This window comes from Actomonas spartinae (assembly GCF_051209155.1).
Taxonomy (GTDB): Bacteria; Verrucomicrobiota; Verrucomicrobiia; order Opitutales; family Opitutaceae; genus Actomonas.
Genome location: NZ_JBPJGB010000001.1, coordinates 1,199,517 through 1,225,350 on the forward strand (window position 1 = coordinate 1,199,517; position 25,834 = coordinate 1,225,350).

Genomic DNA, 25,834 nt, shown 5'->3' on the forward strand with positions numbered 1-25,834 from the left:
CGACGACCACTCGCTCACGCTCGCGGCTACAAGCTGAGGTTTTGGGTGCCGGCGGTGAGGGGCACGGTTTGGCCGCGCCATTCGAAGGTGCCACTGAGATCGTCGGGCAGGGTGACGACGGCCTCGATGCCACCCTCAGGCGTCGCGAGCAGTTTGACCGCGATGTCGCCGAGTGGGTGGGGCAGCGACCCTTCGGCGCGGGGTAACTTGCCGAGGTGCGGAGCGATGCGCACCGACTTGAATCCGGGTTCGGCGGGCTGGATGCCGAGCACCGTGTTGAGCAGGCCGAGCATCGGGTGGGATCCCCAGGCGTGGGCGTCGGAACGCGAGTCCGGTGCCGGCGTTTCCGGCACCGTGGTAAGCCCCATGGCCAAAACGTCGCGCCATGGCTCGAGCCAGTCGAGATAGCGATCGCCGAAGCCGGCGCGCACGAGCGCCGCGTGGGTGTAAAAACTGAAGTAGAAGGTCGCCGGTGCGAGATCTGTGTCGCGCAACATCCGCTTGGCGACAGCGGACATTTGAGCCTTTTCCTCCGGTGGCGCGGTGAGAATGAGGTAGGTGTTGGCGTGCTGGCTGTAGGTCTGCTGCGCGGGTGTGTCGGCCACCAAACCGCGGTTCGCGTTCCAGCATGTATCCAGAACGTGGCGACGAATGTTTGCCGCCCGTTCGACATAGGTGCGTGCCTCATCCGCCAACCCGAATGCGGCAAAAAGTTCGGCGGCCTGTTGCAGCGTGTAGACATGGTGGAGGTCGAGGATGGCCGAGGCCCCATCGGCGTCCCGCGGCGGCACGCCCCCCAGTCCCGTCACCGGATCGCGGCCCCAGCCTGGAATCCAGTCGATGTAGTTCCACCACCTGCGGCCGGTGTAGACGCCGGTGGTCGGATCGGAGTGTTCCGCGTAGTAGCGCAGCACTTCTCTGACACCGGGGAGGCGCGCGCGCACGAAGTCCTCGTCGTCGCGGAGCATCCAGTAGTCATGCACCATGCTGATCCAGACCAGTGAATAGGGCGGGATGATTTGGTGCCGGGAATCGGGCCAGCGCGAGGAGGTGAGCCCGTTCGGGTTGCGGCTCTCGTCGAAGGCGAAGATGGCCTTGCGCATCAGCCGGTCGTCGCCGCCAACCACCACGCTGACCAAGGCTTCGATGCGGGTGTCGCCGACGTAGCTCAGCTGCTCGTAGTAGGAGCTGTCGGTAAAGATGTCGTGGGTCCCGGTGCGTAGCGTGCGCCAGGCGATGTTCCAGATCTGTTTGAGCTCCGCGGCGGGACTGACGAACCGTGCTTTCTCGATCAAAGGATAGGCAGTGAATTCGGCCGTGAGGTCAGCCAATTCCAGCGGCTCATCGGCGGTCGTGATATCGATCTGCAGGTAGCGCCAGGTGCGCCAGCGCAAGGGGCGGAACACGCGATCGTCGGCGCCGTCCGGGTGGAATAGGTCGAAGAAGCCCAGGATGTGTTTCCCCTCGATCGCGTCGCGGTTGCCCTTGAGCTTGGAAGCGGGTGTGCCGTCGCCCTCGTAGAGGGATTCGGCGTAGGTCAACTTGACCGTGCTGCCGGCGCCGCCACTCACCTGAAGTTCGGGATAGCCCGTGGTGTGTTCCGCTTGGTCGAGCAGGATGGTGGCGTGCGTGTTGGGGGGCACGGTGGCGGGGGCGGTGCCGCGCACAAACCCGGCTGGGACGTCCGCTCCGGAGCTGCGACGCACGGTGGCCAGGCGCAGGAGATTTGACTCCATGAGCGGAATCTCCCGGGGCACCAGCAGCCAGATGCCGTCGGTGCCGATTCCGCGTGGGCGGCCGGGCCGCAGGGGGCGGGCGGGAGTCCAGGTTTCGTCGTCGTAGGCGGGGTCGGACCAATCCCACGGATAACGGGCAGCGTCCACTTCGTCACCCGGTCCGACGACGATGTAGGTCCAGAGGCGACTGCCCATGTCGCCGATCGGCTGGTAGGCGGGATTGGTGAAAGAGGTCCACGAAGCGTCGGTATTGGCGATTGCTTCGAGGTCGCCGTCCCCCTGCAGGATGAAGGCGGTTTGGTCGGTGAGCTGAGCGACCGGGGCGTGTTCGGCGAAATTCCAGACCTGAGCGGCAATGACGTTGTCGCCGGCGCGCAGGAAGGGGCCGATGTCCAGTGAATCGAAGCGCCAGTGTTTGAGGTCACCGCGCGCGGGACCGATGTGGATGGGCGTGCCGTTGACGAAGAGGCGGTAGCGGTTGTCGGCCGAAACGTGGACGACAAAACGATCGGGCTCGGCGTCGAGCGCGATGTGCTTGCGAAAGTGATACACGCCGTAGCCGCGCGCCGGGGCGCCAGCCGGGGCGATCCATTGCGCGACCCACTGCTTTTCCAACCAGCGTTGGGCGGGCGCGGCCGACTTTACGGTTTGAGCGGAAACGGAGGGGAGCGCGCAGGCAAGGAGCAGCGCGCACCGCAGCGCGCCGAAGAAGGGGGGGCGGGGCATGCCGTCAGTTCACGCGATCCCGCGACCGCGCTCAATCCTTCTCCCGCGTGAGATTCCAGATTACCCGGCGGGCGCGTTCGGCGGATACCCGCAGGCGGAGCCGATGACGCCAGCGTCGTTCCCGGCGGCTTTGGTCGAAGAAATCGTTGGCTTCGAGGGGGAAATCCCGGCGGGAACGCAAATGGGCGAGTGCCGCGATGAACTCGCGATCCAGATGGAATGCGCCGGGGTGAAGTGCTTCGATGACCGGCCGGAGCAGGCGGGCATGCGGGTAGAGCGAACGGCGGAACAAGTGTTCGATGAAATCCGCCGGATCGACGTCGTGGACGGCACAGTAACAATCCGCCACCCAGTCAGGAGAAGTTTTGGTCGCAGCGGGCGTGGGAGAGTCGCCGCGGAGGACCCAGGCGGTTTGCTGGTGTGGCGCGGAGTGAGCGGATGGTGGCGGGGAGGAGGTGGACGGGAACGTGGAGGCAGAGGACGACATGAGGAGCACGGATCGCGTGCCTCATGATGCGTGGTTGCTCGCGCGATCGGCTCACTGTGCCGGCGATTTCTTTGCGATCGCCTCAAGGGCGGCGGCGCGGGCGGTGGCGAACGCCGCGCGGTCGGCCTCGGGGATCTTTGCCTCCTGCGCGGCATAGAGCGCGGTGCCGGCGTCAACCAATTGCCGCGCGATCTCCGGGTGTCCGGCCCCGGCTTCGGCGCGGGCGAGCCAATACTGATAAAGCGCCATGATGTGGCGGTCGGGGTAGCGGGCGAGCAACTCGTCGAGAAAACGGTGGCCGACCTCGGCGGCGGCAGTGGGGTTGCCCGTCAAGAGGTGGGCGCGCATGAGTTGCCCGGCCATGTAGGCGGTGTTGATGGAATCGCGGCCGTTGACCTCCACGCTGCCCGCCAGGGTGCGTTCCATGATGGGCACGGCTTCGGCGCCGCGGTCCATTTCGTTGAGCAACTCGCTGTAGAGCAATGCGGTGACGAAGACGCGCGGGCTGCGTTCGCCGAACTGGGCGCGGCGGGAGGTGAGCGCTTTTTCAAAGATCGCGGCGGCTTCGTCGCGTCGGCCCAATCGTCCGAGGTTTTGCGCGAGCACCGTCATGGCGTCGGTCGTGCGGTAGTGGTCGGGGCCGAGGGTGCGCGAGGCGCGTTCGATGCATTCGCGCAGCACGGCGACGGCCTCGTCGCGGCGATTCAGGTCGCCGAGCACGTTGCCGAGGTTGAAGAGGATCAGCAGGGTGTTCGGGTGGTCCGGGCCGAGGGTCGAAGCGTAGCCTGCGCGGGCCCGGGTGAAGGCGTCGACCGCTTCGTCCAGGCGGAATTGGCGGGAGTAGGCCGAGCCCATGTTTTGCAGCGTGCCGAGCGTATCCGGATGGTGCTCTCCCTGCACGCGCCGGCGGATCCGATAGATATCCTGGTAGAGCGCGAGGGCCTCGTCGCTGCGGATCTGGCGGTTGTAGTTGTTGGCGAGACTTTGGCGGGTGCGCAGGGTGGCGGGATGCTCGGGGCCGTAAACCTCGGTCTGGCGCGCGATGAGGTCCTTTTGCAGGTTCTCGGCCTCCACGTATTGGTGGGTCATGCCAAGGCAGGCGGCGAGTTCGCTCAGGGCGCGGAGGGTGGCCGGGTTGAGGCGGCCGAGTTTGGCTTCGAGCCGGGAGGCGGCTTTGCGCAGCAGAGGAAAAGCTTCGTCAAAACGACTTTGCAGGCGGCGCATGAGGCCAACCCGGCCGGTGGCCTCGAGGACGAGGGTATCGTCGACGCCGAGCACGTTTTCGAGGCGGGCAAGGTAATCCGCGCCCATTGCCGCTTCGGCCTCGTCGTAGCGGCCCAGCGACAGGAGATTCGTCAGCAGGGCTTCCTGCGCCACGAGCGTCGGCCGGGCGTCCGCTCCCAGCTGGTCGCGGCGCAGTTGCCAGGCGCGATCGTAGTGGTCGTGAGCGGTTTCGTAGGCACCGAGATCGTGCAGCGATTGGGCGATGGTGAAGCGCACATCGGCCTCGACGAGCGGTTGGCCGGCGAAGCGTCCGTCCTCGATATGTGTCGCGGCGTTTTCGAGGGCGGTGATGATCTTCATGTCCCGATCCGGCTGTGCGTCGGGCGAAGCCTGGGCGAGCACGTCCTGTCGCAGAAATTCCACGACGGCGCGACTGGTGGCGGCTTCGGCGGCGGCGTGTTGCTCGGCGCGCAGCGCGCGACGGGCCTGGGTCTGGCTGACGATGGTCGCGGCGACCAAAGCGGCCGCGACGATCGCGGTGGAGAGGTAGGCGTAGCGGTGGCGGCGGAGGGATTTGCCGAAAAGGTAGAGCCGACTGGGCGCGACGGCTGCGACGGGTTCGTCGTCGAGATGTCGGCGCAGATCTTCGGCGAGGTCGCCGACGGTGGGGTAGCGCCGCTCGCGGTCGGGATCGAGGCAGCGTTGCACAATCCAATCCAGTTCACCGCGCAGCGCCTGGGACCAGGCGGCGGATGTGGCGCCGGCGGTGGTGGCGTGCTCGGCTTGGGCGGTGGCGTCGCGCTGCGCAAAGGCCGCGCTCGGGCGCGACGCGGGGCCGTCGCGCAGGCGGTGATGGAGCTGGGCGATCTCGTTGAGCGTGCGCACCTCGTCCGGCAGCGGTGGGACACCGACCAGCAGTGTGTGCAGCACAGCGCCGAGGCTGTAGCCATCGCTGCGGGTATCGAGGTCGAGTTCGCCGGCGGCTTGCTCGGGACTCATGTAGGCGGGCGTGCCGATGAACTCCGACTGGCGGGTGAGGTCGCCGTCTTCCGGCGCCCGGGCGGCCATGGCCTTGGCGATGCCAAAGTCGATGACCTTGCAACGGGGGGCGTCGGCTTCGCCGCCGATGAGGATGTTGGAGGGTTTGAGGTCGCGGTGAATGATACCGCGGCGGTGCGCGTGTTCGACGGCGTGGCAGACCTCGCGGAAGAGCTCGAGCCGGGCACGCAACCCGAGCTGGTGACGACGGCAGAAATGGTGGATCGGCTCACCCTCCACCAGCTCCATGACAAAATAGGGCCGGCCGAGATCGGTCGCGCCGGCGTCGATGACGCGCGCAATGCCCGGGTGATCCATGAGGGCGAGGGTCTGACGCTCGGCCGCGAAGCGCAGCAGGACCTCGCGGGTGTCCATGCCGGGTTTGATGGCTTTGATTGCGACTTCGCGGCGGATGGGTTCGTCCTGGCGCGCCCGATACACGACGCCGGTCCCGCCGGCGCCGAGGCACTCCAGAATATGGTAGGGTCCGAGCTGCGCGCCAACCAGTTCCTGGTCGCCTTTGCCCGTCGCGACCTCGTGCAACTCTTCGTTGAGGCGGTCATGCACGACCGATTCGATGTCATCTTCGGTGCTGTGCAGGGTGAGCAACATGCGCACGCTCTTAAGCAGGTCGGCATCGCCCTCGCAGTGGGTGCGCAAGAAGGCCTCGCGCTCGTCGACGGGCAGTTCGAGCGCGGCGATGAAGAGGGTTTCCTCGAGTTCTATCCGGGGGTCGTTCAACTCCGCTCAATGATGGCGCGATTTGTGAGCCGTTTGGCTCACGGTCGGGGCAAAAAGGGCCGCGGGGAAGGCGGGGGCATCACGGTGTGGCTGGCGAATCGCCGCCGGCCTCCGCCGTCATGTCGCGCAGGAGCCACACCCGGGCGAAGGCCCACCAGCGCTTGGCGGTGGCGAGGGAAACGCCGAGCGTGTCGGCCGCCTGTTCGAGGGTGAGGCCGGCGAAGTAGCGCAGACGCACGAGCTCGTATTTGGCTTCGTCGACCTGGCGCAGGCGTTCCAGCGATTCGCTCAGGGCGAGCAGACGCTGGTCGTTTTGCAGGGTGTCGTCCGTGACGTCGTCGGGCAGTTCCACGCGGACCATGTCGCCGCCGCGTCGCGTCGTCTGCCGCCGCCGGGCCCGGTCGATGAGGATGCGGCGCATGGCTTCGGCCGCGGCTCCCAGAAAATGGCGGCGGTTTTGCCATGCGGCCTGGTCGTCGCCGCCGAGGCGCAGCCAAGCCTCGTGGACGAGGGCGGTGGGCTGCAGGGTGATGTTGGCTGACTCGCGGGAAAGTTTGCTCGAGGCAATGCGCCGCAGTTCGTCGTAGACGAGCGGCATGAGTTGCTCCTGGGCCTCGGGGGCCCCGGATTCGATCTGCGCCAGCAAGAGCGTAACGTCACCCATTTGCGCCAAGTCTTCGGGGCGGGCTGATTTGGTGCAAGCGCGGGGAGGTTTTTGGTCGGTGGAATCCGGGGGCACGTGGTCAGGGGCGGAGGCGGGAATAATACCCCCATTGGGAAGTTTAAAACGGGTCCGAATGACCCCTTTGGGTTCGTGAGTCCGCATACATCACTCGATGCACCTCACCTCATCCCCCTTCTCGACGCATTCCGCCCCTTTGGCGTCAGCCACGGAGCGCAATGACGACCAGTTGTTGCGTGTATTGATGGAAGCCGACCACGCGGTGCGGGCGTTGCTGTTGGGCCACCTTTGCGATGGCGACCTGGAGCGCCAGCGGCGTTTGGCGGGAATGGTGGAGGCCGCCCTGGCGTGGCGGGCACGGGACGAGCGCGCGGGCGCGTCGACGGTGGCTTGATTTCGTTGGAGCACTTGCACGCCGCCTGCTTGGTTGGCGGGCATGAAACGAACACTTGGGCGCTGGCTGAAGGGGTTGAGCTTGGGGTTTGCGGCCGCACTCGCGGCGAGCGCTTCTGCGTTGGCCATGAAGGAGGTGAAGGTGGTTGTCGTCACGATGTATGAGATCGGCGAGGACACGGGCGATGGTCTCGGCGAACTGCAGACTTGGGTGGAGCGGGGGGGCTTCGACGAGAAAGTCACCTTTCCGCTGGGTCATCGCGCCGGTTATTGGCGGGAGGATGGCGTGTTGCTCATTTGCACGGGCGGCGGGGTGACCAACGCGACGGCGACGATCATGGCCTTGGGACTCGATCAACGCTTTGACCTGCGCGAGGCCTATTGGGTCATCGCGGGGATTGCGGGGGCGGATCCGAACGACTGCTCGCTGGGTTCGGCCGCTTGGGCCAAGTGGGTGGTCGACGGTGACCTTGCTTATGAAATTGATGGTCGGGAGATTCCGGCCGACTGGCCCTACGGGTTCGTCGCTCTGGGCGCGCACGAACCCAACACCTTGGAAGACGGATGGACCGTCGAAACCATCGCCTTTGAGTTGAACGCGGAGCTGGTGGAGTGGGCGTATTCAATCACCAAAGACGTGGTCCTGCCCGACGACCCCGAGCTGGCTGCATTTCGGGCGCAGTTTGCGGAGGAGTTTCCGGCGGCGGCCCGTCCGCCCTTTGTGCTCATTGGGGACTCACTTGGTTCGAGCACCTACTGGCACGGCGCCCTGCTCAATGCCTGGGCGAACGACTGGATGAAACTGCACACCGACGGCGCGGCCAACTTCGTCATGAGCAACATGGAAGACAATGGCACGCTGACCGCGCTGCATCGCCTGGCTCAGACCAATCTGGTCGACCCGCAGCGCGTGTTGGTCCTGCGGACCGCGAGCAACTTTTCGATGCCTCCTCCGGGCAAGGATGCCGGTTGGAGCACGACCGCGCCCTATCCGGCCGGAGGGACGCCGGCCAAAATGTCCGCATATCTTGTGGCGAACCGAGTGGTCGATGCTCTCGTCGCGGGGCGTTATCCGGGACCGTAGACGTCGCAAAGCGGCGCGTCCTGGCGGGCTTGCGTCAGGTCGCGGCCCCAAGCGCGGGTTGTTCGGTGCAAGCGCAAGAATTGCGTGGGTATTTTTCCCAAAAAAAACGGGCTACGAACGAGCTCAAGCCGTGACGAAAGAGAGGGCGCACTCAACGCAGTCATGAAAAGTCCCCGCACTCTCGCGCAACGCATCGGCTTCGGCTATGCCCTCTTGTTAACACTCTGCGGAGCCCTCGGGTCTGTGGCAGTCTGGCGGATGTATACCTCGGCTTCGGGAGCGTCCTTCCTCTCGGAAGCGATCGTGCCGCAGGTCACGATCGCGTCGGAGCTCAGCGAGCACGCGGCGGTGATGAGCCGGGCGGTGCGTTCCTACGGACTCACGGGTAACGCCGCCTACATGGAGACGGCGAGGGCCGGGCTGGCGGAGCTCTCGAATGACATGAAGAATGCCAACCAACTGGTGCAGGCGCATCCGGAGCTTACGGCCTTGGCACAGGCGGTGGTCGACGCGCAATCGGCGCTCGAAGATTATGAGGTGGGCATCGCGGAGACGCAGGAGACGCAGGAGAAGCTGGCCGGTGTTCGGCAGACCCTGGATGAAACCGCGCAGGTTTTTGTCAGTTCGGTCTCCGACTTCAGCGCCAACCAAAGTGAGGTTTTTAAGCGGGAGATTGCGGACGGCGCCGACGAGGCCGCGCTGGTGGAACGCCACGAAAAACTGAATTTGGCGAAGGAGATCCTTCAGCTGGGGAACGAGGTGCGGGTGGCCAATTATAAGGGGCAGGTTTTGCGCGATACCGGAGTTCTCGAAGCCGCGCTGCCCACCTTTGATGCGATCATTCGCAAGTGTGACGAACTGGACAAGGTCACCCATCTCGCGGTCGACCGTCAGGAACTTGCCGATGTGCGGCAGTCGATCACGGGCTACCGGGACGGGGTTCTCGAGATCATTGCGCTAAACCGGAAGATCGCCGAACTCGAAGTGCGGCGCACCAAGTCGGCCGATCGGTTTGACGACGTCACGGCGGCGGTGATGACGCGTTCGCTCGAACGCACCAAGGAGTATGCCGACTCGACGGCGTTCGGCCTCAACGCCGTTGCGACGAGCTCGATCGCCGGCGCGTTGCTGGCGGGCTTGGTGGGCGTGGGATTGGCGTGGTTCACGGTGCGCAGTATCAATCGTTTGGTGACATCCATTGCCGGCTCGATCAATCAAGGCGCGATGCAGGTGGCGACGGCGGCGACCCAGGTCTCCGGCTCAAGCCAGACCCTCGCCGAAGGCGCCAGCGAGCAGGCCGCGTCGCTGGAGGAGATCAGCTCCTCGGTGGAGGAACTGGTGAGCATGACCCGGCGCAACCGTGACCATGCGGCTTCCAGTAAGGAGGTCGCCAACATTGCCCGGCAGTCGGCGGAGACCGGGGTGGAGGAGATGGAACGCCTGGAAGCGGCCATGCAGGCCATCCAGCAGTCCTCCGAGGAAATCGGCCGCATCATCAAGACCATCGACGAGATTGCGTTCCAAACCAACATCCTCGCGCTCAACGCCGCGGTCGAAGCCGCCCGGGCCGGCGAGGCCGGTGCAGGTTTTGCAGTCGTCGCCGATGAGGTGCGGGCCCTGGCGCATCGTTCCGCGGCCGCCGCTCGCGACACGGCCGAAAAGATCGACGATGCGATGAAGCGCAGCCACCAGGGCGTTGACCTTTCCAGTCGGGTGGTGGCCGCCCTTCAGGATATCGTGACCCGCGTGCGCGAGGTCGATGGACTGGTGGTTGAAGTGTCCAACGCTTCGGCCGAACAGACGACCGGGCTCGATCAGGTGAGCCAGGCCATCACGCAGATGGACAGCGTCACCCAGACCGGCGCGGCCAACGCCGAGGAAACCGCCAGCGCGGCCGAAGAGCTCAACGCCCAGTCGGCCGAACTTCGCGGCGCCGCCCACCTGCTGGCCGATCTTGTCGGCATGAAAATGGCCGAATACGACGATGCGCCCGCCGTCCGGTCGACCACTGCGGCCGTTGCCCGACCCGTGGGCTCGCCGGCGAAGCCCAAGGTCGCGGCGATTGCCGGCCCGACGGATGGTTCGCGCGACGAAGTGTTCTTCGAAGCGATGAACTGAAGGCTCCCGGACAACTCGGATGCAAAAAGCGCGACCCGTTGAAGGGTCGCGCTTTTTTATTGTTGGCTCACGCCAGAATCAGGAAATCGAGCGGGAGATGTCGTAGATCAACTGCCGGGCCAACTCGGTTTCGTAGAAGAGTTGGTCGCTGCTGCGGAAGTTGATGATCTGCTGAAAGGCCGTGTCGGAGATGCGGCGTTGGCCCTTGCTCACGACCTCACCGGAGGGCGTGGTGACCTGATACTCAACGAGGAAGCTCGGGGTGTAGATGCCGCGCACGATGCGCACGTCGTCGTCGCCCGGCGTGATGTCGGGTTCAAATTCGCCGGCCATGTTGATGTCGAGGAAGGTGAGCTCCAGATGGCGGTCGGCCGGAATGTAGCGCGGCGCGATGCGTTTGATCTGTGCGCGCAGCTCCTTGGCGAGGGCCTGCTGTTCGGCCGGCACCGGGTGCATGGAGGTGCCGAAGTCGGTGAAGTCGGCCATGTCCTCAAATTCGACGCTCACGACGCCGTCGGGATGCTTCATCTCGGCTTGATGGTGATCGGCATGCAGCGACGAAGCCGGGCCGAGCGCGAGAACGAGCGAGGCGAGAAGGGGAATGCGTAGTGTTTTCATGGTTACAAGGGATTGTGGGTTCTTGTTGCGATTAACCATGCCTCCAAAAGCGCAAAGCCCATGCCAGTTGTGTAAGTGCCGATGGCGCAGCGAACACGTTCCGTTGGTCCTGCAATCTGCAACACCGCTTCCTTCGGGATACTGCGAAACGCAGTTTAGGGCAGATCGAAGTGACGCCTGACGATCGATCGTTCCGCCTCGGTCAGCGCGTTTGACTGAATCCAGGTGAGGGCGTCGGTTGTTCTGACGTGCAACCAGAAGAAAGCCACTTGGCAAACCGCCGCGCGGTGCAGGCGCTCGTCTTGGATCTCGTCGATCCATTTGGCCGCATTGCTTGGATCGCTCCACATCAGCTCGGTGGCCATCGCGTAGGCAGCGTGACCACGGCCGTCACCGTTGAGGTGGTGGACCCAGCGCCCCGCCGCCGCCGGGTCCTTGCGGCACCACTGGGCGGCGATTTCACCGGCGGCCCGGTCCATATCTCCGTGGGGAAAGGTTGCCGCGTGGTCGTGATGCCACTGGGAGGCGGCGACGGGATCACGATTGGCCCAGAGGGCGAGACTTAACTCCGCATAGAGGCCAGGGTCCTTCTCGAGCGGAAAGAGCGAGATGTTGCGGAGGGCCTGGTCGGGATTGTCGGGCAACCAGTCCCGGATCGCCGTGTCCCCCGCGATGCCGGTGTGAGCGCCGGATGGAAGCCTGTCTTCCAGCGCTGCCCGTTGATCTTTGAGTGGAATCCGCCAGGAAACGAGCCGGCTTTCTGGTTCGGGAATCGGGATGGCGGCGAGTCGGGCCAGAAACGCGGCGGGATCGGCGCTGATCTCGGCGAGCAGCGGCAGGTTGTGGTTGCTGGATGTTTTTTCCTGCCACGGCGGCAGGCGGTAATCGAACGGTGCGGCGGCGCTGAGTGGGGCTTTGACGAGAAGCAGACAGAGCACGATCGCGCCTCCGTGTTGCAGGAGCGTGTTGAGTGGACGCTGCCACGTAGGCCGGGAGTGCACGACGTTGAGGTTACCTTAGGTCTGAGCCAGCGTCACGGATGATCTGGACGATATGGCTGCCGCCGTCGCCTGGCTATTCCAGGCCGAAATGACGGTAAACGAGTGTGCGCTCCGCCTCACGCAGCGCATCTCCGGCGATCCACCGCCGGGCCGCCGCCGCGTCGTGCTTGAGCCAGAACAAGGCGACTTGGCACACGGCGGCCGCGTGCAGTTTTCCGTCGCGGATGCTGTTGGTCCACGTAGCCGCGGTCGCCGGCGCGGACCACATCAATTCCGTGGCCATCGCGTAGGCCGCGTGATCACGGGCGTCGCCGGTGAGGCGGTGGCCCCAGCGCCCCGCCGCCGCCGGGTTCTGGCGACACCATTGGGCGGCGATTTCGCCGGCGGCCGAATCCAAGCCGCCATGCGGAAAGGAGGCGGCTTGGTCGCGGTGCCACAGCGAGGCGGCGACGGAATCGCGGCTGGCCCAGAGGGCGAGAGCCGCGATGGCATGGCCCCCCGGGTTGTCCTCGGGGGCAAGCCGTCGGACCACCTGCAGGGCGTGGAGCGGATCCTGCGGTAGCCAATCGCGGAATTCGCCGTCGGCCCAGACCTGGCCGCGCACCTCCTCCGGCATTTTTCGAGCGAGGAGCGAGCGTTGTTGGTTCTCCAGGGTGATCCATGATCCCGCCCACACCCGCACGCGGTCATCGATGGGCACCGTCTGCATCGCCGCCAGGAAAGCGCGGGGATCGTCGCACATCCGGGCGAGCAAGGCGGACGACTCCGAGGAGGGCTCAACCAGGCGCCAAGGCGGCGTGCGGTAGTCGAATGGATCTTCAGTTCTGGCCGAGTCACCGCGCTGTGTGAGCGTAATCCCGAGTGAAATGACCAGGACGAGGCTCGAAAGCACGACGAGGTAACGGCGATTCATCACAGCCTCCCGGCGTAGGCGTCGCGCAGGATTTGGATGGTGTGGCGAATCGGCAGCGGCGGACCACCGTCTTTGGCCAAGTGTGTCTTGATCTGGGTGAGGCAGCCGATGTTGCCGGTGGCTACGAGGTCGGCGCCGGTCGCGCGCAGGTGTTGCGCCTTTTGGCGGCCGAGTGACGCGGCGATGTCCGGTTGATCGATGTTGTAGCTGCCGGCCGAACCGCAGCAGGTGGTGCCGTCCGGCACTTCGATCACCTCCACGCCGGGAATGGCGCGCAACAGGTCGCGGGGTTGCGCGGTGACACCCTGTGCATTCGAAAGATGACAGGCGTCGTGGTAGGCGATGCGCAAGGGGCGGGTTGGCGTAGGAATCGGCGCGAGGTCGGCGCCGAGTTTCGCGAGAAACACGCTGATGTCGCAGGTGCGTTCGGCGAAGGCGACGGCGGCGGCTTCAGCCCGCGTGCCTTTGAGGATGAGCGGATATTCGTGGATGCCCGAGCCACAGCCAGCAGCGTTGGTGATGATGGCATTCACGTCGGCCGGGAAGGCGGCGAGGTTCTTGATGGCGGACTTCTGCGCGGCGGGCAGATCGCCGACATGCCAACTGAGCGCGCCGCAACAGCCTTGGGTTTCGGGCACAATGACCTCGATGCCATTGCGATTGAGCACCTCGACGGTCGCGTCATTGATGTCGGCATCGAGCACCTGCTGCGCGCACCCCAGCAACAGGGCGACCCGGGCGCGCACCGGAACGCCATCGGGCGGCGGGATGCTCGGCGGATAAACCACGAGCGGCGCGAGCGGTTCGTCGGGGACCAGTTCAAGCATCGGCCGCAGCGCCGTGGGTAGCACCTTCGCCAACGGTTTGGCCAATCGAGCCGCCCGCGCGGCGAATTGAAACCGAGCCGGATGGGGAATCGTGGCCGAGACGAGTTTGCGTCGGAGTTTTTCCATGAGCGGCCGTGAGCGCTGCGGTTCCGTGTTGGCGCGATAGGCGCTGACCAGATCGCGGTAAGGCACGCCGGAAGGGCACGCCGGTTCGCAGGCGAGGCAACCCAGACAGGCGTCGACGTGCGGACCCGCATCGGCGACGGAGAGCGTGCCTTCCAACACCTCCTTCATGAGCACGATGCGCCCGCGGGGGCTGTCCATCTCGGTGCCGAGCTCGCGATAGGTCGGGCAGGCCGGCAGGCAAAAGCCGCAATGCACGCACTTCTCCACGGCCTGGGCCATCGGCGCGGTCAGCGGACCGTGAGCGTCATTGACGATGTTGTGCTGCATACGAGAGGACGGGGTGGGCCCACGAACCACACGGGAGGAATGAGAACAGACCGCCGGGAGATGCCCGGTGGGTCAATCGCGGACGTAGGCGCGCAGAACGCGGGCGTTCAGGGCGGGTGGGGGAAGCGTGGCGTCGATCACGAACTCGACGCCCCAGCGGGGCAGCCCGTTCTCGTCGGGGGCGCCGAACACCCAGTGCAGAAACTGGGTGGGGTTGAGCCACCCGTGGAATTCGTTCTGGGTGGCGCGCGCGAACTGGGCCGCCGCGATGAAGGGATCCAGTTCGTCGGTGCGTATGTCGATGCGTTGTTGGTCGAGCTCGAGGGTATCGATCAGGAAGGTATTGCGGCGGCCATCGAGTCGAACCTCAGTGGCGGCGAAGCGACGACTGTCGGGTGCCCAATAGAGCGCGGTGAACGAGCCGGTTGACCAGAAGTGGTAGCGTCGCCCTTCGCGAAGCTGTTCGAGATTGAGGACGGCGCGCAGCGTCCCCTGCATCATTTCACCCGCAGTGTGCCAGGCGCCGTCTGGCGAACGGCCGTAGAGGGTCGATTGCAGGGGTTCGCGCAGATGGAACAACCCGGCCTCCGCGGCCTGGTCCGAAATGAGCGCCCGTTGGGTGTCGGGCGGAAAGAAGTGGTCGTGGTTGACCGCCGCCAGCGCATCGAAGCCGAGTTCGGCGAGGTTGAGTTCGGTCTTGGGTGGACCGGTCAGAAACTGGTTCACGTCGAAGTCGAAACTCCAGCGCGGCGCCTGCAGCTCGAAGGTCGGCGGAGTCGAGCGGCAGCCGGCGAGCATCAGCAGCACCACGGCACCCAGCCACGCGCTCGGGATGCGTTTCATGGCGGCGAGAATGCGGACCGGTGGGCTGATTGGCAAGGTGGCCAAAAGAAAAGCGCGCCCGGTTTCGGGCGCGCTTGAAAGCATGAAGCGGAGTGGGTCGAGGAACTCAGACTTGTTCGAGCAGCTTGTAGAGGCGCTGGACCATGGTGCTGGGGTCCTCAAGCAGACCGGCGGCGAGCATGGCGTTGTCGAAGAGTTGCTCGGCGACGAGGCCGCTCTTCTCCGCGTCGGTGTCCTTGCCGGCGCTGAGCTTCTTGATCACGGCGTGGCGGGGGTTGAGCTCGAGGTTGACCTTGAGCGGCGGCGGGGCGGCGCCTTCTTCGCCGTCCTTTTGCATGGCCTTCATCATGGCGCGCATCTGCGGGGTCATGAAACTGTCGGCGTTGAGCACGGCGGCGGGGGAATCGACGAGGCGGTCGGAGGCCTTCACCTCGTTGACGCGGTCACCGAGGGTTTCCTTCAGCCACTTGGCGAGGGCGTCCATCTCATCCTTGGAGAGGGCTTCGCCTTCCTGCTCCTTGTCGGCCAGCTTTACGTCGGCGGAGTCGGCGGCGACGAGCTTCTTGCCGTCGAACTCGCCGAGGTGGCGCATGACGTAGTCGTCAACGGCCTCGTAGCAGAAGAGCACCTCAAGGTTGCGGGCCTTGAAGCCTTCGAGGTAGGGACCGCGCTCGATGGCATCGCGGCTCGGGCCGATGAGGAAGTAGATCTCTTTCTGCTCCTCACCCATGCGCGACACGTAGTCGGCGAGGGAGGTCTGCTTGCCCTTGTCGGTGAGGGAGGATTCGAAACGGAGGAGCTTCGAGAGCTGCTCCTTGTGGGTGAAGTCGGTGGCGGCGCCCTCCTTCACGAAATAACCGAACTCGCGGTAGAACTTGTCGAAGTCGTCGGGACGGTTCTTGGCCTCTTCGCCGAGGAACTTGAGGAAGCGTTTGGTGACGACCTTGCCGAGTTTGTCGATGAGGGCGCGATCCTGCATGGTTTCGCGCGAGATGTTGAGCGGCAGGTCCTCGCTATCGATGACGCCCTTGAGGAAGCGGGCCCACTCGGGGAGGAGGTCCTTGGGCGACGGATCGATGAGGACCTTGCGGCAGTAGAGGGACACGGCCGGCTCGGCGCGGGTCATGCCGAACTTCTCCGGGTTGTTCTGCGGGACGAAGAGGATGGAGTTGATCGCCAGCGGGGCGTCGGCCGAGAAGTGCAGTTTCAGGCGCGGCTCGTCGTAGGCGTGGGCCTGGAACTTGTAGAACTCGGTGTATTCCTCGTCGGTGATCTCGGACTTGGAACGGAGCCACAGGGCGGAGACCTTGTTGACGCGGTCGCCGTTGAGGTTGATCGGGAAGGTGACGAAGGCGCTGTAGCGCTCGAGGATGGCCTTCACGCGATCCGCGGTGGCGTATTCGTGCGAGTCGTCGTTGAGCTCGATCACGATCTTGGTGCCGCGGGAGAGGTCGGCGACCTCCTCGACGGAGTAGGAACCGGAGCCGTCGGAGGTCCAGACGTGGCCGGACTCGGCGCTTTGCCAGGAGCGGGAGTAGACCTTGACGGACTTGGCGACCATGAAGGCGGAGTAGAAACCGACGCCGAACTGGCCGATCAGGTTGTCGTTTTTGGCGCCGCCGTCCTTGAGAGCCTGGAGGAAGGCCTTGGAACCGGAGTGCGCGATGGTGCCCAGGTTCTTGACCAGCTCGTCATGGGTCATGCCGATGCCGGTGTCCTGAATGGTCAGGGTGTGCGCCTTGTCATCGGTGGTGAGGTTGATCTCCAGCTCCTTGTCGCCCTCGAAGATGTCCTTCTCGGTGAGCTGGGTGTGGCGGAGCTTCTCAAGCGCGTCGGACGCGTTGGAGACCAGTTCGCGGACGAAGATCTCTTTTTCGGTGTAGAGGGAGTGAACGACGATATCGAGCAGCTGCTTGATCTCGGCTTGGAACTCGTGGGTTTCAGGCATGGTTGGATTTTGGATTTTCGAATTCGGATTTTCGATTTTCGACAAACGGGCGCTCCGCGGAGCGGACGCCAAAATTGAAGGGCCGGAAGTTTTAAGCGATTTTCCGGAAAATCAAGAGCCCGGCTGCGCGACGGCGGCCGGGCTCCAAGCGGGGTGGGTTTGGTTAAACTTAGCGTGAGGCGCTCTCGTCTTCGTCGAGGGGTTCGACGTGGGCCAGCTCGTGTTGGTGTTTGGCGCCGGGGCCGCGGAGGACGCGGGTGATGCAGTAGACGAAGAGGCAGGTAACGAAACCCACGGAGAGCAGCATGTTGATCCAGCCGCCGATGGTCATGGTCGCGAGAAGCATGGTGAGATTTGGTTCGGGGTGGGTTTAGTCTTCGAGGGGCCGCGGTGGGTTCGTGGTCCACCGCTTGCCGGCGATGTTCACGAACACCAGGGCAAAGACCGTGATGATGAGGATGAAGCCCACGGTGATGCGGGCGACGTGGCTGGGCTCATCGCCGACGAGGTCCTTCATGTAGCCGGTGGGTTCAAACACCGGATCGCTGAAGGAGTAGTTCCAGCCGAAGACATTTTGCAGGAGGAACATCAGGAAAATCGCCAACAGGTAGGTGGGGGTGATGTAGCGGATGATGACTCCGAAGATATTGGGGATGCGCATCTCGGCGCCTTCGTGTGCGATCTCGAAGCCGCGTTTGATGCCGAGGCCCCAGCCGAAGATGATCACGAGGATCGTCGCCTGGACAAAGAGCATCACGGTGCCGACCCAGAAATCCATCGTGTCGAGCGCCTTCAGGTCCTTGGAGAAATACCACACGAACATTGTGCCGACGGCGGTCATGAGGCCGAGCAGCGCGACCGAGGCCTTGCGCTCGATGCCGAGGCCTTCCTCGAGGAAGGCGATGCCGGGTTGCAGCATGGACAAGGAGCTGGTGACCGCCGCGATGAAAAGCAGGACAAAGAAGATCGAGGCGAACAGATGGCCGGCCGGCATGGCGGCGAAGACCTGCGGCAGCACGTTGAAGCCGAGGCCGAAGGTGCCTTGACCCACGATGCCGGCGGCGCCGAGGAAGACGAAGGCGGCGGGCACGGTGATGAGGCCGCCGAGGCCGACTTCGCAGAACTCGTTGGCGGCGGTGGCGGTGAGGCCGGACAGCACCACGTCGTCGGTTTTGCGCAGGTAGGAGGCGTAGGTGATGATGACGCCGAAGCCGACCGACAGGGAGAAGAAGATCTGGCCGGCGGCGGCGAGCCAGAGCTGCGGGTTCTTCAACCCCGCGGCGACGTCACCGGGGTTCCACATGTAGGCGAGGCCGTTGATGACGTTTTGGTCGGGCTTCGCCGGATCGGGCGTGCCGAGGGTGAGCACGCGCACGAGGATAATGATCGCGATGAAGATGAGCGCGGGCATCGCGACTTTGCAGACCACCTCGATGCCCTTGGAGATGCCGCGGTAGATGAAGAAGAAGTTCACCACGTAGACGACCACCACAAAGATGCCCACGTCGCGCAGGCCGAACTTGAAGGCCACGCCGTCCGAACCCGCGCCGGTGAAGTTGGCGAAGAAGGTGCCGTAGTCCTTTCCGTCGATGGAGAGGTTGCCCATGAGCGCGTTGAGCGCGTAACCGAGCGCCCACGCCTCGATGTAGACGTAATACATGTAGATGATGACCGGCACGACGAAGCCGATCACGCCCAGGTATTTTGCGGCGGGGTGCTTGAGCAGCGCGTTGAAGATGCCCGAGGTGGAGTGGTAACCCTTGCGGCCGCCGTAGCGGCCCAGCGTCCACTCGGTCCAGCAGATCGGAATGCCGATCAGCAGCAGCGAAATAAAATAGGCGACCATGAAGGCCCCACCGCCGTATTGGGCGGCCAGACCGGGAAAGCGAAGGAAGTTGCCGAGACCCACGGCGCTACCGGCAACCGCGAGAATGACACCGAGTCGGGAGGACCACGCCTCTTTGGGGGCAGACATGGGCCCAACCGCCTAAGGCCACCCGCCGTAACTGCAACGGTGTTTTTGTCCGCGAGCGACGGATGGGTCGCCTGATGCCCGCCGGTCGGGCGGAACTTTGCCCGATTGACCTCGTCAATGAGATCGTCGCGAAGAAACTCATGAACCGTATGGCCGAACAATCTCGATGGAGCCGCTACCTCCTTTGCGCGGGAGTCGTCTGGACGTGCGGGCTCGGACTGGTGGGTTGCGAATCGACCGGGACGACTGCGAAGCCACCGGGGGAAACGTCCGCCCCGGTGGGCGCGACCGACGCCGCGTCGGCCGAAGTGGATGCCGCGGTCGCCGCGGCCCGTGAGCAGGCCGAAGCGGCCAACCGCGAACTCGAACGCGATCGGCAAACCCTCCAATACGCCGCCTGGCAGCACGTGAAGGCGATCGTCGAAATGTGGCGGCAGATGCCGGCCGAATATTTTCCGGGCATCGCGCGACTGGTGGAGCAGACCGATGCCCTCGCGGCCGAGATCGAGAGCGACGAGACCATTCGCGTGGGAGCGATCGACCCGGTCGCGCTCACCTCGACGAATCCGGCTTTCTGGCGGGCGATGATGGAGACCACGCCGGAGGACCCGGTGGTCGCCCTCTACCAACAGATGTTGTGGGCCGCGCGCGGTTATTTCGATCGGGCGACCTGGCTCATCGACCTGCAGATTTACGGACCGACCTTGCCGATGCCCGTGCACCGCCTGACCTACGGCATGGGCGAGGAAATGGGCAGGGTGCGTCGGCGCCAGTTGCAACGCCGCAACGCCCTGCTCGCCAATTTGCCACCCGAGGAAATCATGGGCGCGGTGCGCGCCGCGCAGTCCTTCCGCCCCGACGACCTCGATTGGACGGTCACCGGCCTCATGCTGCGGCTGCGCGCCGGTGGCGTGGACCTCGAGCGGATGGATGAGCAGGCCGCACTCGTCGATGGCCTCATGGCCAACATGATTGAGGATTGGAAAGTTGTCGCCCGGCAAAGCCCCTTGACGGCCGCCCGGTTTCACCCGGAGGCGGAGGTTCGTCGGGCCGCGGCCGGAGTGGACAAGATCCTGGGGCAGCTCGGCGAAAGTCGCGGCGCCTATGGCGAACGTGATTTGAATCGCCTGGCCGATGCGCTGGCCGAGGCCGGCCTCTATGCCGAGGCTTTGCAGACGACCCGTCGCGCCACCGGCATGCGTGGCTTCGCCTTGCCCGGCGCCTTGGAGCAGTGGTGGCGTTGGCTGCCGAATCTCATCGGCCAAGAGGAAACCGACCAGCTACGCCAGGCCGCACAGGACGGCAGCCTGCGTCCGGTGGCGTTCTTCAACGTGGGCAACGGCCCCGACGGCGTCGCCGTGCTGCCCTTGCACCCGATCATTGCCGATCGCACCGTGCGTCGCTTGCAGGAAGCGGAACGTCGCCTCAGCGAATCGGATCCGAGTCCGCAGGAGACCGCCTACGCGCTCGTCACGAAGGCCGAGACGCTGGGTCACCTCGGGCGCTGGGATGAAGCCGAGGCCGCGCTCGATGCCTTGCCAACCGAGATCGCCGACGCCGGCGCGCCGACCCGGGTGTGGCTGGCGTTGTGGAGCGGACGGGTGGACGACATCGATGCCCGCGTCGCGGCCTTGGAGCCGGGGCTGGCGCTCACCGCGCCGGCGCTGCCGGCCCTGGCGGCGGCCGCGCAGGGCCGCTGGAACGACGGCGCGACGATCTTTGTGACCGCGGCGGAGGCGGAGGAGAACGAGACCGAATACCGCGCCTACTACGCCTTGATGGGCGCCGCCTTTAATCGCCTCGGCGGCGACGACGTCCGGGCCGACGCGCTGATCGAGCGCGCGCGCGAACTGGCGCAGGGGCATGACTGGGTGAGTCTGCTCGCCCGCGGCATGGCGGGCGAAACCAGCCGTGAACCCGTGGGCGACAACATCAGCGAAATCACCGAAGCCGGGCGCGTGTGCGAACAGCGTTTTTATCGGGCCTTTCAACGTGGCCTCGATCCCGAGCGCCAACGCGCGCTGCTCGAGGGCTGCGTCGCGACCGGCGTGGTCGACTTCGTGGAATACACCGCTTCGCTGCTGCGCCTGCGTCAGCTCGAACCGGAGGTGTGGGACCCAACCGTCGCCCCGCCACCGGAACCGGAAGGCGACGACGGCGCGCCGGCGGACGAGCAGGATTGGATCCGGGGCGCGAGCCCGTCGTGGTCGATCCCGTCCTGAACCCCAGTGACCAAATTTGGCATGATCTCTCAATCAACCCCTTTACGCTCCCTTGTATCCAGAGGATGGGCACACGTGGCGCTGGCCGCGGTGCTGCTGTTCAGCGCCGGCTGCGCGTCGATCGACTCCAGCCCGGACATTGTCGCGGCGACGGCGGGGGAAGTGCAGGACGAAGCCTGGGCCAATGTGCAGGCGCTCACCAACGAGCTCGCCCAACTCGACGCCGACGATCACCCGGGGATCGCGGCCTTGGTGCGAGATCTGCGGGACGCGGCCGCCCGGGTGGACGCGGGGCTGGGTGGCAGCTACGAGATGCTCGATCCGGCGCAGTTGATCACGGAGAACCCGCACTATTGGCAGGCGCTGCTTGAGATGGAACCGGGGGACACCACGCTGCCGGTTCTCGAAGGCATGGTTCTCGCGGCGGCGGGTCACATCGAGGGCGCGGCGGATGTGCTGGAGCTGGTGCGCGCGGGCCCCTTGCTCGACGACGAATTGGGTGATCGGGTCGCCGCGCAAATGCGCGTCATCGACGCGTGGACGATCACCCCGCCGGGCATCGAGTTGTTCCAAGTCGGCGGCCTGCCGCCGGAGGAACGGTGGGAGCCGGTGAAGAAGCTGGAGGTGATGTATCCGGAGTCGGCCACGGCGGCGATGGCTGTGTTGCAGATGCGGGTGGATCTGGCGGACATCGACCTGATTGCGGAAGGGGAGGACGAGCGCATGCGCGACAAGATTCTTGCCGCGGAACCACGCGCGATGGAGGTGTTGGAGGCGCAACGTCCCATGCGGGCCGCGATCATCAAAGCCAATGGCGAGGCGGGCGATGCCGCTCGGCGCATCGACGAGATGCTGCAGGTGGATCCCGTCGAGGTCTTGAATCTCACCGCGGCGGATTGGGAGCAGCTGATGGCGGACTTTGATCGCATCGGCCTGCCCGATTGGGCGGTGCGTGCGGTGCGAATGCGGGCCGCGGAATCCGGAGCCTACCGGGACAGTGACCTTGCCGCCCTGCGACAGTTGCTGCCCCAGGTGTTGCCGGAGGAAACCGCGGCGACCCTGTTGGAAGCGCTTGAGGCGAGCACGGCCAAGTTGGCGCAATTGCATGTCTCCCGGCCGGACCCGACAGGCACGCCCGCGATGCCGGTTTCGGCGGTGCACGGCGGCATCATCGCCCTGCAGCAGCGGCAGGCGGACGTGGTGCTGCGCGAGATGGAAGGCGAACCGACCAAGTTGGTGGAGAAAGGCGCCATGTTGGCGCGGGCTGAAACGGCGCGCATGATGGGCGATCTGGAAGTGGCTGATCGCGCGCTGAGTGAAGCGGCGGTTTTGACGGGATTGGAGGTGGATGTCGGCCGCGAGCGATTGATGCTGGCGATGACGCGGGGCGATCCCGCCGCGGTGGTCGCGGCGCGCACGGACCTGTTGCGGGCGGATCGCCGGATGCGCGCGACGTTCTACACGGTGGGCAACAGCTACATTTTCACCGGGGAATGGATGGCGGCGAGCGAGGCCTTTGAGCGCGGATTTAAGAACGTATCCATTCCGACCGACCGTCGGGCCTACGCCGCGATCTACGCGTATTGCGCGGCGGTGCTGGCGGGGGAGCGGCGGGATGACCTGCTGGAGAAGGCGATCGCCCTCTACGCCGATGAAGAAAGCGATGAGTGGGTGGTCCGGCTCGCCAAAGCGCTGCAAGGCGAAGTCGGTCGCGATCAACTCCTGATCGAAGCCGATGAAGGCCGGGAATCGGTCGCGCTCGGCAAGCGCTGCGAAGCCCTGTTTGTGCTGGCGTTTGCGCCGGGCCAGACCGCCGCGGGGCGTCGGAACGATCTCATCGCCTCGCGTGAGCTCGGGGTGGCCAACTTCATCGAATACGCTTTTGTGAACGCGTGGTTGGCGGCAACGCGGTAGGGTTTGAGGCGCGGTCGGGCTGTAGCCGGGGACGCCGACCTTGGACCGACCGCACCGAGGCCGGCTACAGGTGGGGTGGCGGTGGACCGCGACCCCCGGACGCGGTTTGGCGGGTGGCTGCAGTTCTGCCTTCAAACGATTCGATCGGCGCCTAGAGTCGCGCGCAATCATGCCGCCCGACTCGTCAACCGTTCGTGAGCCCACTTTGGGCGAGTCGTTGGTGCCGGTCGGGTGTCTGGTGGTTTTTTTGGCGGGCGCCGTGCTCAATCTCAACGAGCTGCCGGAGATCGCGGTGGTCACGCCGCTGCTGCGGGCGCTGGCGAGGGTGCCCTATCTGGGCAGTGTATTGAACGCGTCGATACCGGTGCACCTCCCGCTCATCGCGGCGAGTGCGGTGGCGTCCCTGCTGGCGTGGCGGTTGGGCATGAACTGGCGGTCGATTCAACGCAGTTACCTCGATGGTATTCGCCTGTCGCTGGGGGCGGTGTTGATCCTGTTGATCGTGGGGGTGTTGATCGGGGTGTGGATCGCGAGCGGGGTGGTGCCGCTGCTCATCGTGTGGGGGCTCAAGCTGCTCTCGCCGGGCGTGTTTCTGGCGGCGACCTGTTTGATCTGCGGCATCGTGTCGCTGGTGACGGGCAGTTCCTGGACGACGGCGGGCACGGTGGGGGTCGCGCTGATCGGGGTCGGGCAGGGGCTGGGGGTGCCCTTGCCCATGGTGGCGGGCGCGATTGTTTCCGGGGCCTACTTTGGCGACAAGATGTCGCCGCTCTCGGACACGACCAACCTCGCGCCGGCGGTGGCGGGGGCCGAGCTGTTTGAGCACGTGCGACACATGTTCACCACCACGGGGCCGAGTTTTGTGATCGCGCTCGGTTTGTATGCGCTGCTGGGGCTGCGATTCGGCGGCGGTGACGTGGATGGCAGCGCGGTCGACGCGATCGTGCAGGGCATCGGCAGCCACTTCCAGTTGTCGGCCTGGCTGCTCCTGCCGCCGCTATTGGTGATCGGGCTGGTGGTCCTGCAGGTGCCGGCGCTGCCGGCGTTGCTGCTCGGTGCGACGGTGGGAGGCCTGGCGGCGAGTGCCTTGCAGGGCGTCTCGCTCGCGGAGGTGCTGACCATCGCCTACGACGGTTATGTGGCGGAAACCGGACTCGCCGCGGTGGATGACCTGCTGACGCGGGGCGGTTTGAGCAGCATGTATGGCACGGTGGGGATCATTCTCTGCGCGATGTGTTTTGGCGGGGTGATGGAGCGCTCGGGTATGCTGAGCCGCATCGCCAATGCCATCCTGGGTTTGGCGAAGACGCGCGGCGGTTTGGTCGGTTCGACCCTCGCGACGTGTGTGGGCATCAACGTGGTGGCCTCGGACCAGTATCTCGCGATCGTGGTGCCCGGGCGCATGTATCGCACGGCGTTCGCGCGCCGTGGGCTGCATGCGAAGAACCTTTCGCGCTGTTTGGAAGACGGCGGCACGGTCACCTCGCCCTTGATTCCATGGAACTCCTGCGGCGCCTACATGTTCGCGACCTTGGGCGTATTCCCGCTGGCCTATCTGCCCTTTGCCTTCCTCAACCTGCTCAACCCGCTCATTTCGCTGCTCTATGGCTTCACCGGCTGGACAATGACGCCGGCGGAACCCGACTCGGTTGAGTCGGGAGTGAAAGGGAGTGAGTGAAAGGGGGTCGGGGCGAACATCCGACAAGTCGGTGGTTGTCGGTGTGATCCTCATCCCTTACTCCCCTTCACTTTCACACATCACTTCCCCCATGTCCTTGATTGATCGATACGTTTTGCGGGAGTGGCTCGGGGCCCTGGGGCTCGTGCTGGGGGCGACCATGGGCCTGCTGTTGATGTCGGCGATGGTCGACGACTTGACCGACCTCACGAGTGTGGGGGCAGGCGCGGTGGACATCTGTTTCTATTTTCTGATCAAGCTCCCGAGCTTTCTCTCGGTGGTGCTCAACCTGTCGTTGTTGTTGTCGCTGCTCTACGCGCTCGGTCGCCTGCACCGCAACTTGGAGATCACGGCAATGCGCGCGGCGGGGATGGGTTTCTTTCGCATCACCCGGATGATTTGGTTGGCGGGTTTGGTGCTGTGCGGCGCGACGTGGTATCTGAACGGCACGGTGATTCCCTGGTCGGTCGAGACCTCGCGGGAGATTCTGCAGGACCTGCGGGTGCGCGGGCAGGGGCGGATCGAGAGCGCCGACCGGGTGGAGGCGGTGTATTCGGTCGCATTCGACAATCGGCGCGAGGACCGCATGTGGTTCATGAATCGATTCAGCCGCTACACCAATCGCGGCTACGGCGTGATGGTCACGGAGTTGGATGAAGAGCGCCGGGAGAAGACCCGCCTCCAAGCCCGCGAGGCCTGGTATGACGCGGCGACCGGAAGTTGGGTGTTTGTGGATGGGCGCGAAACGTGGATCGATCCCGAGACCACCGAGGTGCAGCGCACGCTGGCCTTTGAGGAGAAAGCCGTGCGGCACTACCAGGAGGATCCGGAGTTGATGTTGGTGTTCGACCAGAAGCCGAAGGATTTGTCGTTTTTCGAGCTCGAGCGGGTGATGGCGTTTCACCGCGCGACCGATGACCCCAAGCTCAAGCGTTACGCGGTGCGCTACTACGGTTTGCTGGCGGAGACGCTCGGCCCGCTGATCATCATCTCGCTCGCGGTGCCCTTTGCGGTGGCGGGGGTGCGCACCAATCCGGCGGTGGGCGTTTCGAAATCGATCGGTCTGTTTCTGCTCTACTTCATCCTCTTCCGCGCCAGCACGGCCCTCGGCGCGCGCGCGGCCATTGACCCGATTTGGGCGGCCTTGGCGCCCAACCTCGTGATGCTCGTGCTGGGGGTGGTGCTGATGTTCCGCACGCGCTGAGCGCGCGGC

19 protein-coding genes are annotated in these 25,834 nt (G+C 65.2%); 7 read left to right on the plus strand and 12 right to left on the minus strand.

All coding sequences use genetic code 11. From position 1 onward, the window contains the following. Positions 1-26: 26 nt before the first annotated feature. The 4 genes from AC0MRV_RS04950 to AC0MRV_RS04965 all read right to left on the minus strand — a co-directional run bounded on the left by AC0MRV_RS04950 (position 27) and on the right by AC0MRV_RS04965 (position 6,616). On the minus strand, positions 27-2,462 hold the full coding sequence (locus AC0MRV_RS04950; RefSeq protein WP_472763324.1) for a family 78 glycoside hydrolase catalytic domain: 2,436 nt from the start codon (positions 2,460-2,462) through the stop codon (positions 27-29). 31 nt (positions 2,463-2,493) lie between these two features. After that, the gene (locus tag AC0MRV_RS04955; protein ID WP_472763325.1) at positions 2,494-2,949 is read right to left on the minus strand and encodes a hypothetical protein; all 456 of its coding nucleotides are present in this window, start codon (positions 2,947-2,949) and stop codon (positions 2,494-2,496) included. A 51-nt stretch (positions 2,950-3,000) separates the two neighbouring features. Next, positions 3,001-5,952 (minus strand): serine/threonine-protein kinase, encoded by a 2,952-nt coding sequence (locus tag AC0MRV_RS04960; protein WP_472763326.1) that lies wholly within the window; start codon positions 5,950-5,952, stop codon positions 3,001-3,003. A 79-nt stretch (positions 5,953-6,031) separates the two neighbouring features. Further along, complete coding sequence (locus AC0MRV_RS04965) at positions 6,032-6,616, minus strand: ECF-type sigma factor (RefSeq protein WP_472763327.1); 585 nt, start codon at positions 6,614-6,616, stop codon at positions 6,032-6,034. 172 nt (positions 6,617-6,788) lie between these two features. Between AC0MRV_RS04965 and AC0MRV_RS04970 the strand changes: the two genes are divergently transcribed. The 3 genes from AC0MRV_RS04970 (at position 6,789) to AC0MRV_RS04980 (ending at position 10,229) form a co-directional block, all read left to right on the plus strand. Then, positions 6,789-7,028: a hypothetical protein gene (locus tag AC0MRV_RS04970; RefSeq protein ID WP_472763328.1), complete on the plus strand. Its 240-nt coding sequence runs from the start codon at positions 6,789-6,791 to the stop codon at positions 7,026-7,028. Positions 7,029-7,070: 42 nt separating this feature from the next. Beyond that, positions 7,071-8,111, plus strand: a complete 1,041-nt coding sequence (locus AC0MRV_RS04975; RefSeq protein ID WP_472763329.1) for a purine nucleoside permease — start codon at positions 7,071-7,073, stop codon at positions 8,109-8,111. A gap of 162 nt (positions 8,112-8,273) precedes the next feature. Continuing rightward, complete coding sequence (locus AC0MRV_RS04980) at positions 8,274-10,229, plus strand: methyl-accepting chemotaxis protein (protein ID WP_472763330.1); 1,956 nt, start codon at positions 8,274-8,276, stop codon at positions 10,227-10,229. A 78-nt stretch (positions 10,230-10,307) separates the two neighbouring features. Here AC0MRV_RS04980 and AC0MRV_RS04985 read toward each other — a convergent pair whose 3' ends face one another. From AC0MRV_RS04985 to AC0MRV_RS05020, 8 genes are all read right to left on the minus strand, one after another. Next, positions 10,308-10,847, minus strand: a complete 540-nt coding sequence (locus tag AC0MRV_RS04985; protein ID WP_472763331.1) for a DUF3016 domain-containing protein — start codon at positions 10,845-10,847, stop codon at positions 10,308-10,310. A gap of 155 nt (positions 10,848-11,002) precedes the next feature. After that, positions 11,003-11,848: a hypothetical protein gene (locus tag AC0MRV_RS04990; RefSeq protein ID WP_472763332.1), complete on the minus strand. Its 846-nt coding sequence runs from the start codon at positions 11,846-11,848 to the stop codon at positions 11,003-11,005. A 73-nt stretch (positions 11,849-11,921) separates the two neighbouring features. After that, positions 11,922-12,761, minus strand: coding sequence for a hypothetical protein (locus AC0MRV_RS04995; RefSeq protein ID WP_472763333.1), 840 nt, complete (start codon positions 12,759-12,761; stop codon positions 11,922-11,924). Then, positions 12,761-14,041: a (Fe-S)-binding protein gene (locus AC0MRV_RS05000; protein WP_472763334.1), complete on the minus strand. Its 1,281-nt coding sequence runs from the start codon at positions 14,039-14,041 to the stop codon at positions 12,761-12,763. Before AC0MRV_RS05000 ends, AC0MRV_RS04995 begins: the two co-directional genes overlap by 1 nt. A gap of 72 nt (positions 14,042-14,113) precedes the next feature. Further along, entirely contained in the window at positions 14,114-14,884 is a 771-nt protein-coding gene (locus AC0MRV_RS05005) for a hypothetical protein (protein WP_472763335.1), read from the minus strand. 106 nt (positions 14,885-14,990) lie between these two features. Beyond that, positions 14,991-16,832: a molecular chaperone HtpG gene (gene htpG, locus AC0MRV_RS05010; protein WP_472763336.1), complete on the minus strand. Its 1,842-nt coding sequence runs from the start codon at positions 16,830-16,832 to the stop codon at positions 14,991-14,993. A gap of 169 nt (positions 16,833-17,001) precedes the next feature. Next, a complete protein-coding gene (locus AC0MRV_RS05015) occupies positions 17,002-17,178 on the minus strand; it encodes a hypothetical protein (RefSeq protein ID WP_472763337.1) in 177 nt (58 codons plus the stop codon). Between the two features lie 24 nt (positions 17,179-17,202). Further along, positions 17,203-18,807, minus strand: coding sequence for a sodium-dependent transporter (locus AC0MRV_RS05020; protein WP_472763338.1), 1,605 nt, complete (start codon positions 18,805-18,807; stop codon positions 17,203-17,205). 74 nt (positions 18,808-18,881) lie between these two features. Here AC0MRV_RS05020 and AC0MRV_RS05025 point away from each other — a divergent pair, with 74 nt between their 5' ends. The 4 genes from AC0MRV_RS05025 (at position 18,882) to AC0MRV_RS05040 (ending at position 25,825) form a co-directional block, all read left to right on the plus strand. Further along, positions 18,882-21,029, plus strand: a complete 2,148-nt coding sequence (locus AC0MRV_RS05025; protein WP_472763339.1) for a hypothetical protein — start codon at positions 18,882-18,884, stop codon at positions 21,027-21,029. Between the two features lie 75 nt (positions 21,030-21,104). Then, entirely contained in the window at positions 21,105-22,943 is a 1,839-nt protein-coding gene (locus AC0MRV_RS05030; protein WP_472763340.1) for a hypothetical protein, read from the plus strand. A 169-nt stretch (positions 22,944-23,112) separates the two neighbouring features. Further along, complete coding sequence (nhaC, locus tag AC0MRV_RS05035; protein WP_472763341.1) at positions 23,113-24,621, plus strand: Na+/H+ antiporter NhaC; 1,509 nt, start codon at positions 23,113-23,115, stop codon at positions 24,619-24,621. Positions 24,622-24,712: 91 nt separating this feature from the next. After that, entirely contained in the window at positions 24,713-25,825 is a 1,113-nt protein-coding gene (locus AC0MRV_RS05040) for an LptF/LptG family permease (protein ID WP_472763342.1), read from the plus strand. Positions 25,826-25,834 lie beyond the last annotated feature (9 nt).

Bases quoted from the DNA above. Each gene is read 5' to 3' on its own strand.
- AC0MRV_RS04950 (WP_472763324.1), bottom strand. From the start codon at position 2,462: ATGCCCCGCCCCCCCTTCTTCGGCGCGCTGCGGTGCGCGCTGCTCCTT.
- AC0MRV_RS04955 (WP_472763325.1), bottom strand. From the start codon at position 2,949: ATGTCGTCCTCTGCCTCCACGTTCCCGTCCACCTCCTCCCCGCCACCA.
- AC0MRV_RS04965 (WP_472763327.1), bottom strand. From the start codon at position 6,616: ATGGGTGACGTTACGCTCTTGCTGGCGCAGATCGAATCCGGGGCCCCC.
- AC0MRV_RS04970 (WP_472763328.1), top strand. From the start codon at position 6,789: ATGCACCTCACCTCATCCCCCTTCTCGACGCATTCCGCCCCTTTGGCG.
- AC0MRV_RS04975 (WP_472763329.1), top strand. From the start codon at position 7,071: ATGAAACGAACACTTGGGCGCTGGCTGAAGGGGTTGAGCTTGGGGTTT.
- AC0MRV_RS04980 (WP_472763330.1), top strand. From the start codon at position 8,274: ATGAAAAGTCCCCGCACTCTCGCGCAACGCATCGGCTTCGGCTATGCC.
- AC0MRV_RS04985 (WP_472763331.1), bottom strand. From the start codon at position 10,847: ATGAAAACACTACGCATTCCCCTTCTCGCCTCGCTCGTTCTCGCGCTC.
- AC0MRV_RS04995 (WP_472763333.1), bottom strand. From the start codon at position 12,761: ATGAATCGCCGTTACCTCGTCGTGCTTTCGAGCCTCGTCCTGGTCATT.
- AC0MRV_RS05000 (WP_472763334.1), bottom strand. From the start codon at position 14,041: ATGCAGCACAACATCGTCAATGACGCTCACGGTCCGCTGACCGCGCCG.
- AC0MRV_RS05005 (WP_472763335.1), bottom strand. From the start codon at position 14,884: ATGAAACGCATCCCGAGCGCGTGGCTGGGTGCCGTGGTGCTGCTGATG.
- htpG (WP_472763336.1), bottom strand. From the start codon at position 16,832: ATGCCTGAAACCCACGAGTTCCAAGCCGAGATCAAGCAGCTGCTCGAT.
- AC0MRV_RS05015 (WP_472763337.1), bottom strand. From the start codon at position 17,178: ATGCTTCTCGCGACCATGACCATCGGCGGCTGGATCAACATGCTGCTC.
- AC0MRV_RS05020 (WP_472763338.1), bottom strand. From the start codon at position 18,807: ATGTCTGCCCCCAAAGAGGCGTGGTCCTCCCGACTCGGTGTCATTCTC.
- AC0MRV_RS05025 (WP_472763339.1), top strand. From the start codon at position 18,882: ATGCCCGCCGGTCGGGCGGAACTTTGCCCGATTGACCTCGTCAATGAG.
- nhaC (WP_472763341.1), top strand. From the start codon at position 23,113: ATGCCGCCCGACTCGTCAACCGTTCGTGAGCCCACTTTGGGCGAGTCG.
- AC0MRV_RS05040 (WP_472763342.1), top strand. From the start codon at position 24,713: ATGTCCTTGATTGATCGATACGTTTTGCGGGAGTGGCTCGGGGCCCTG.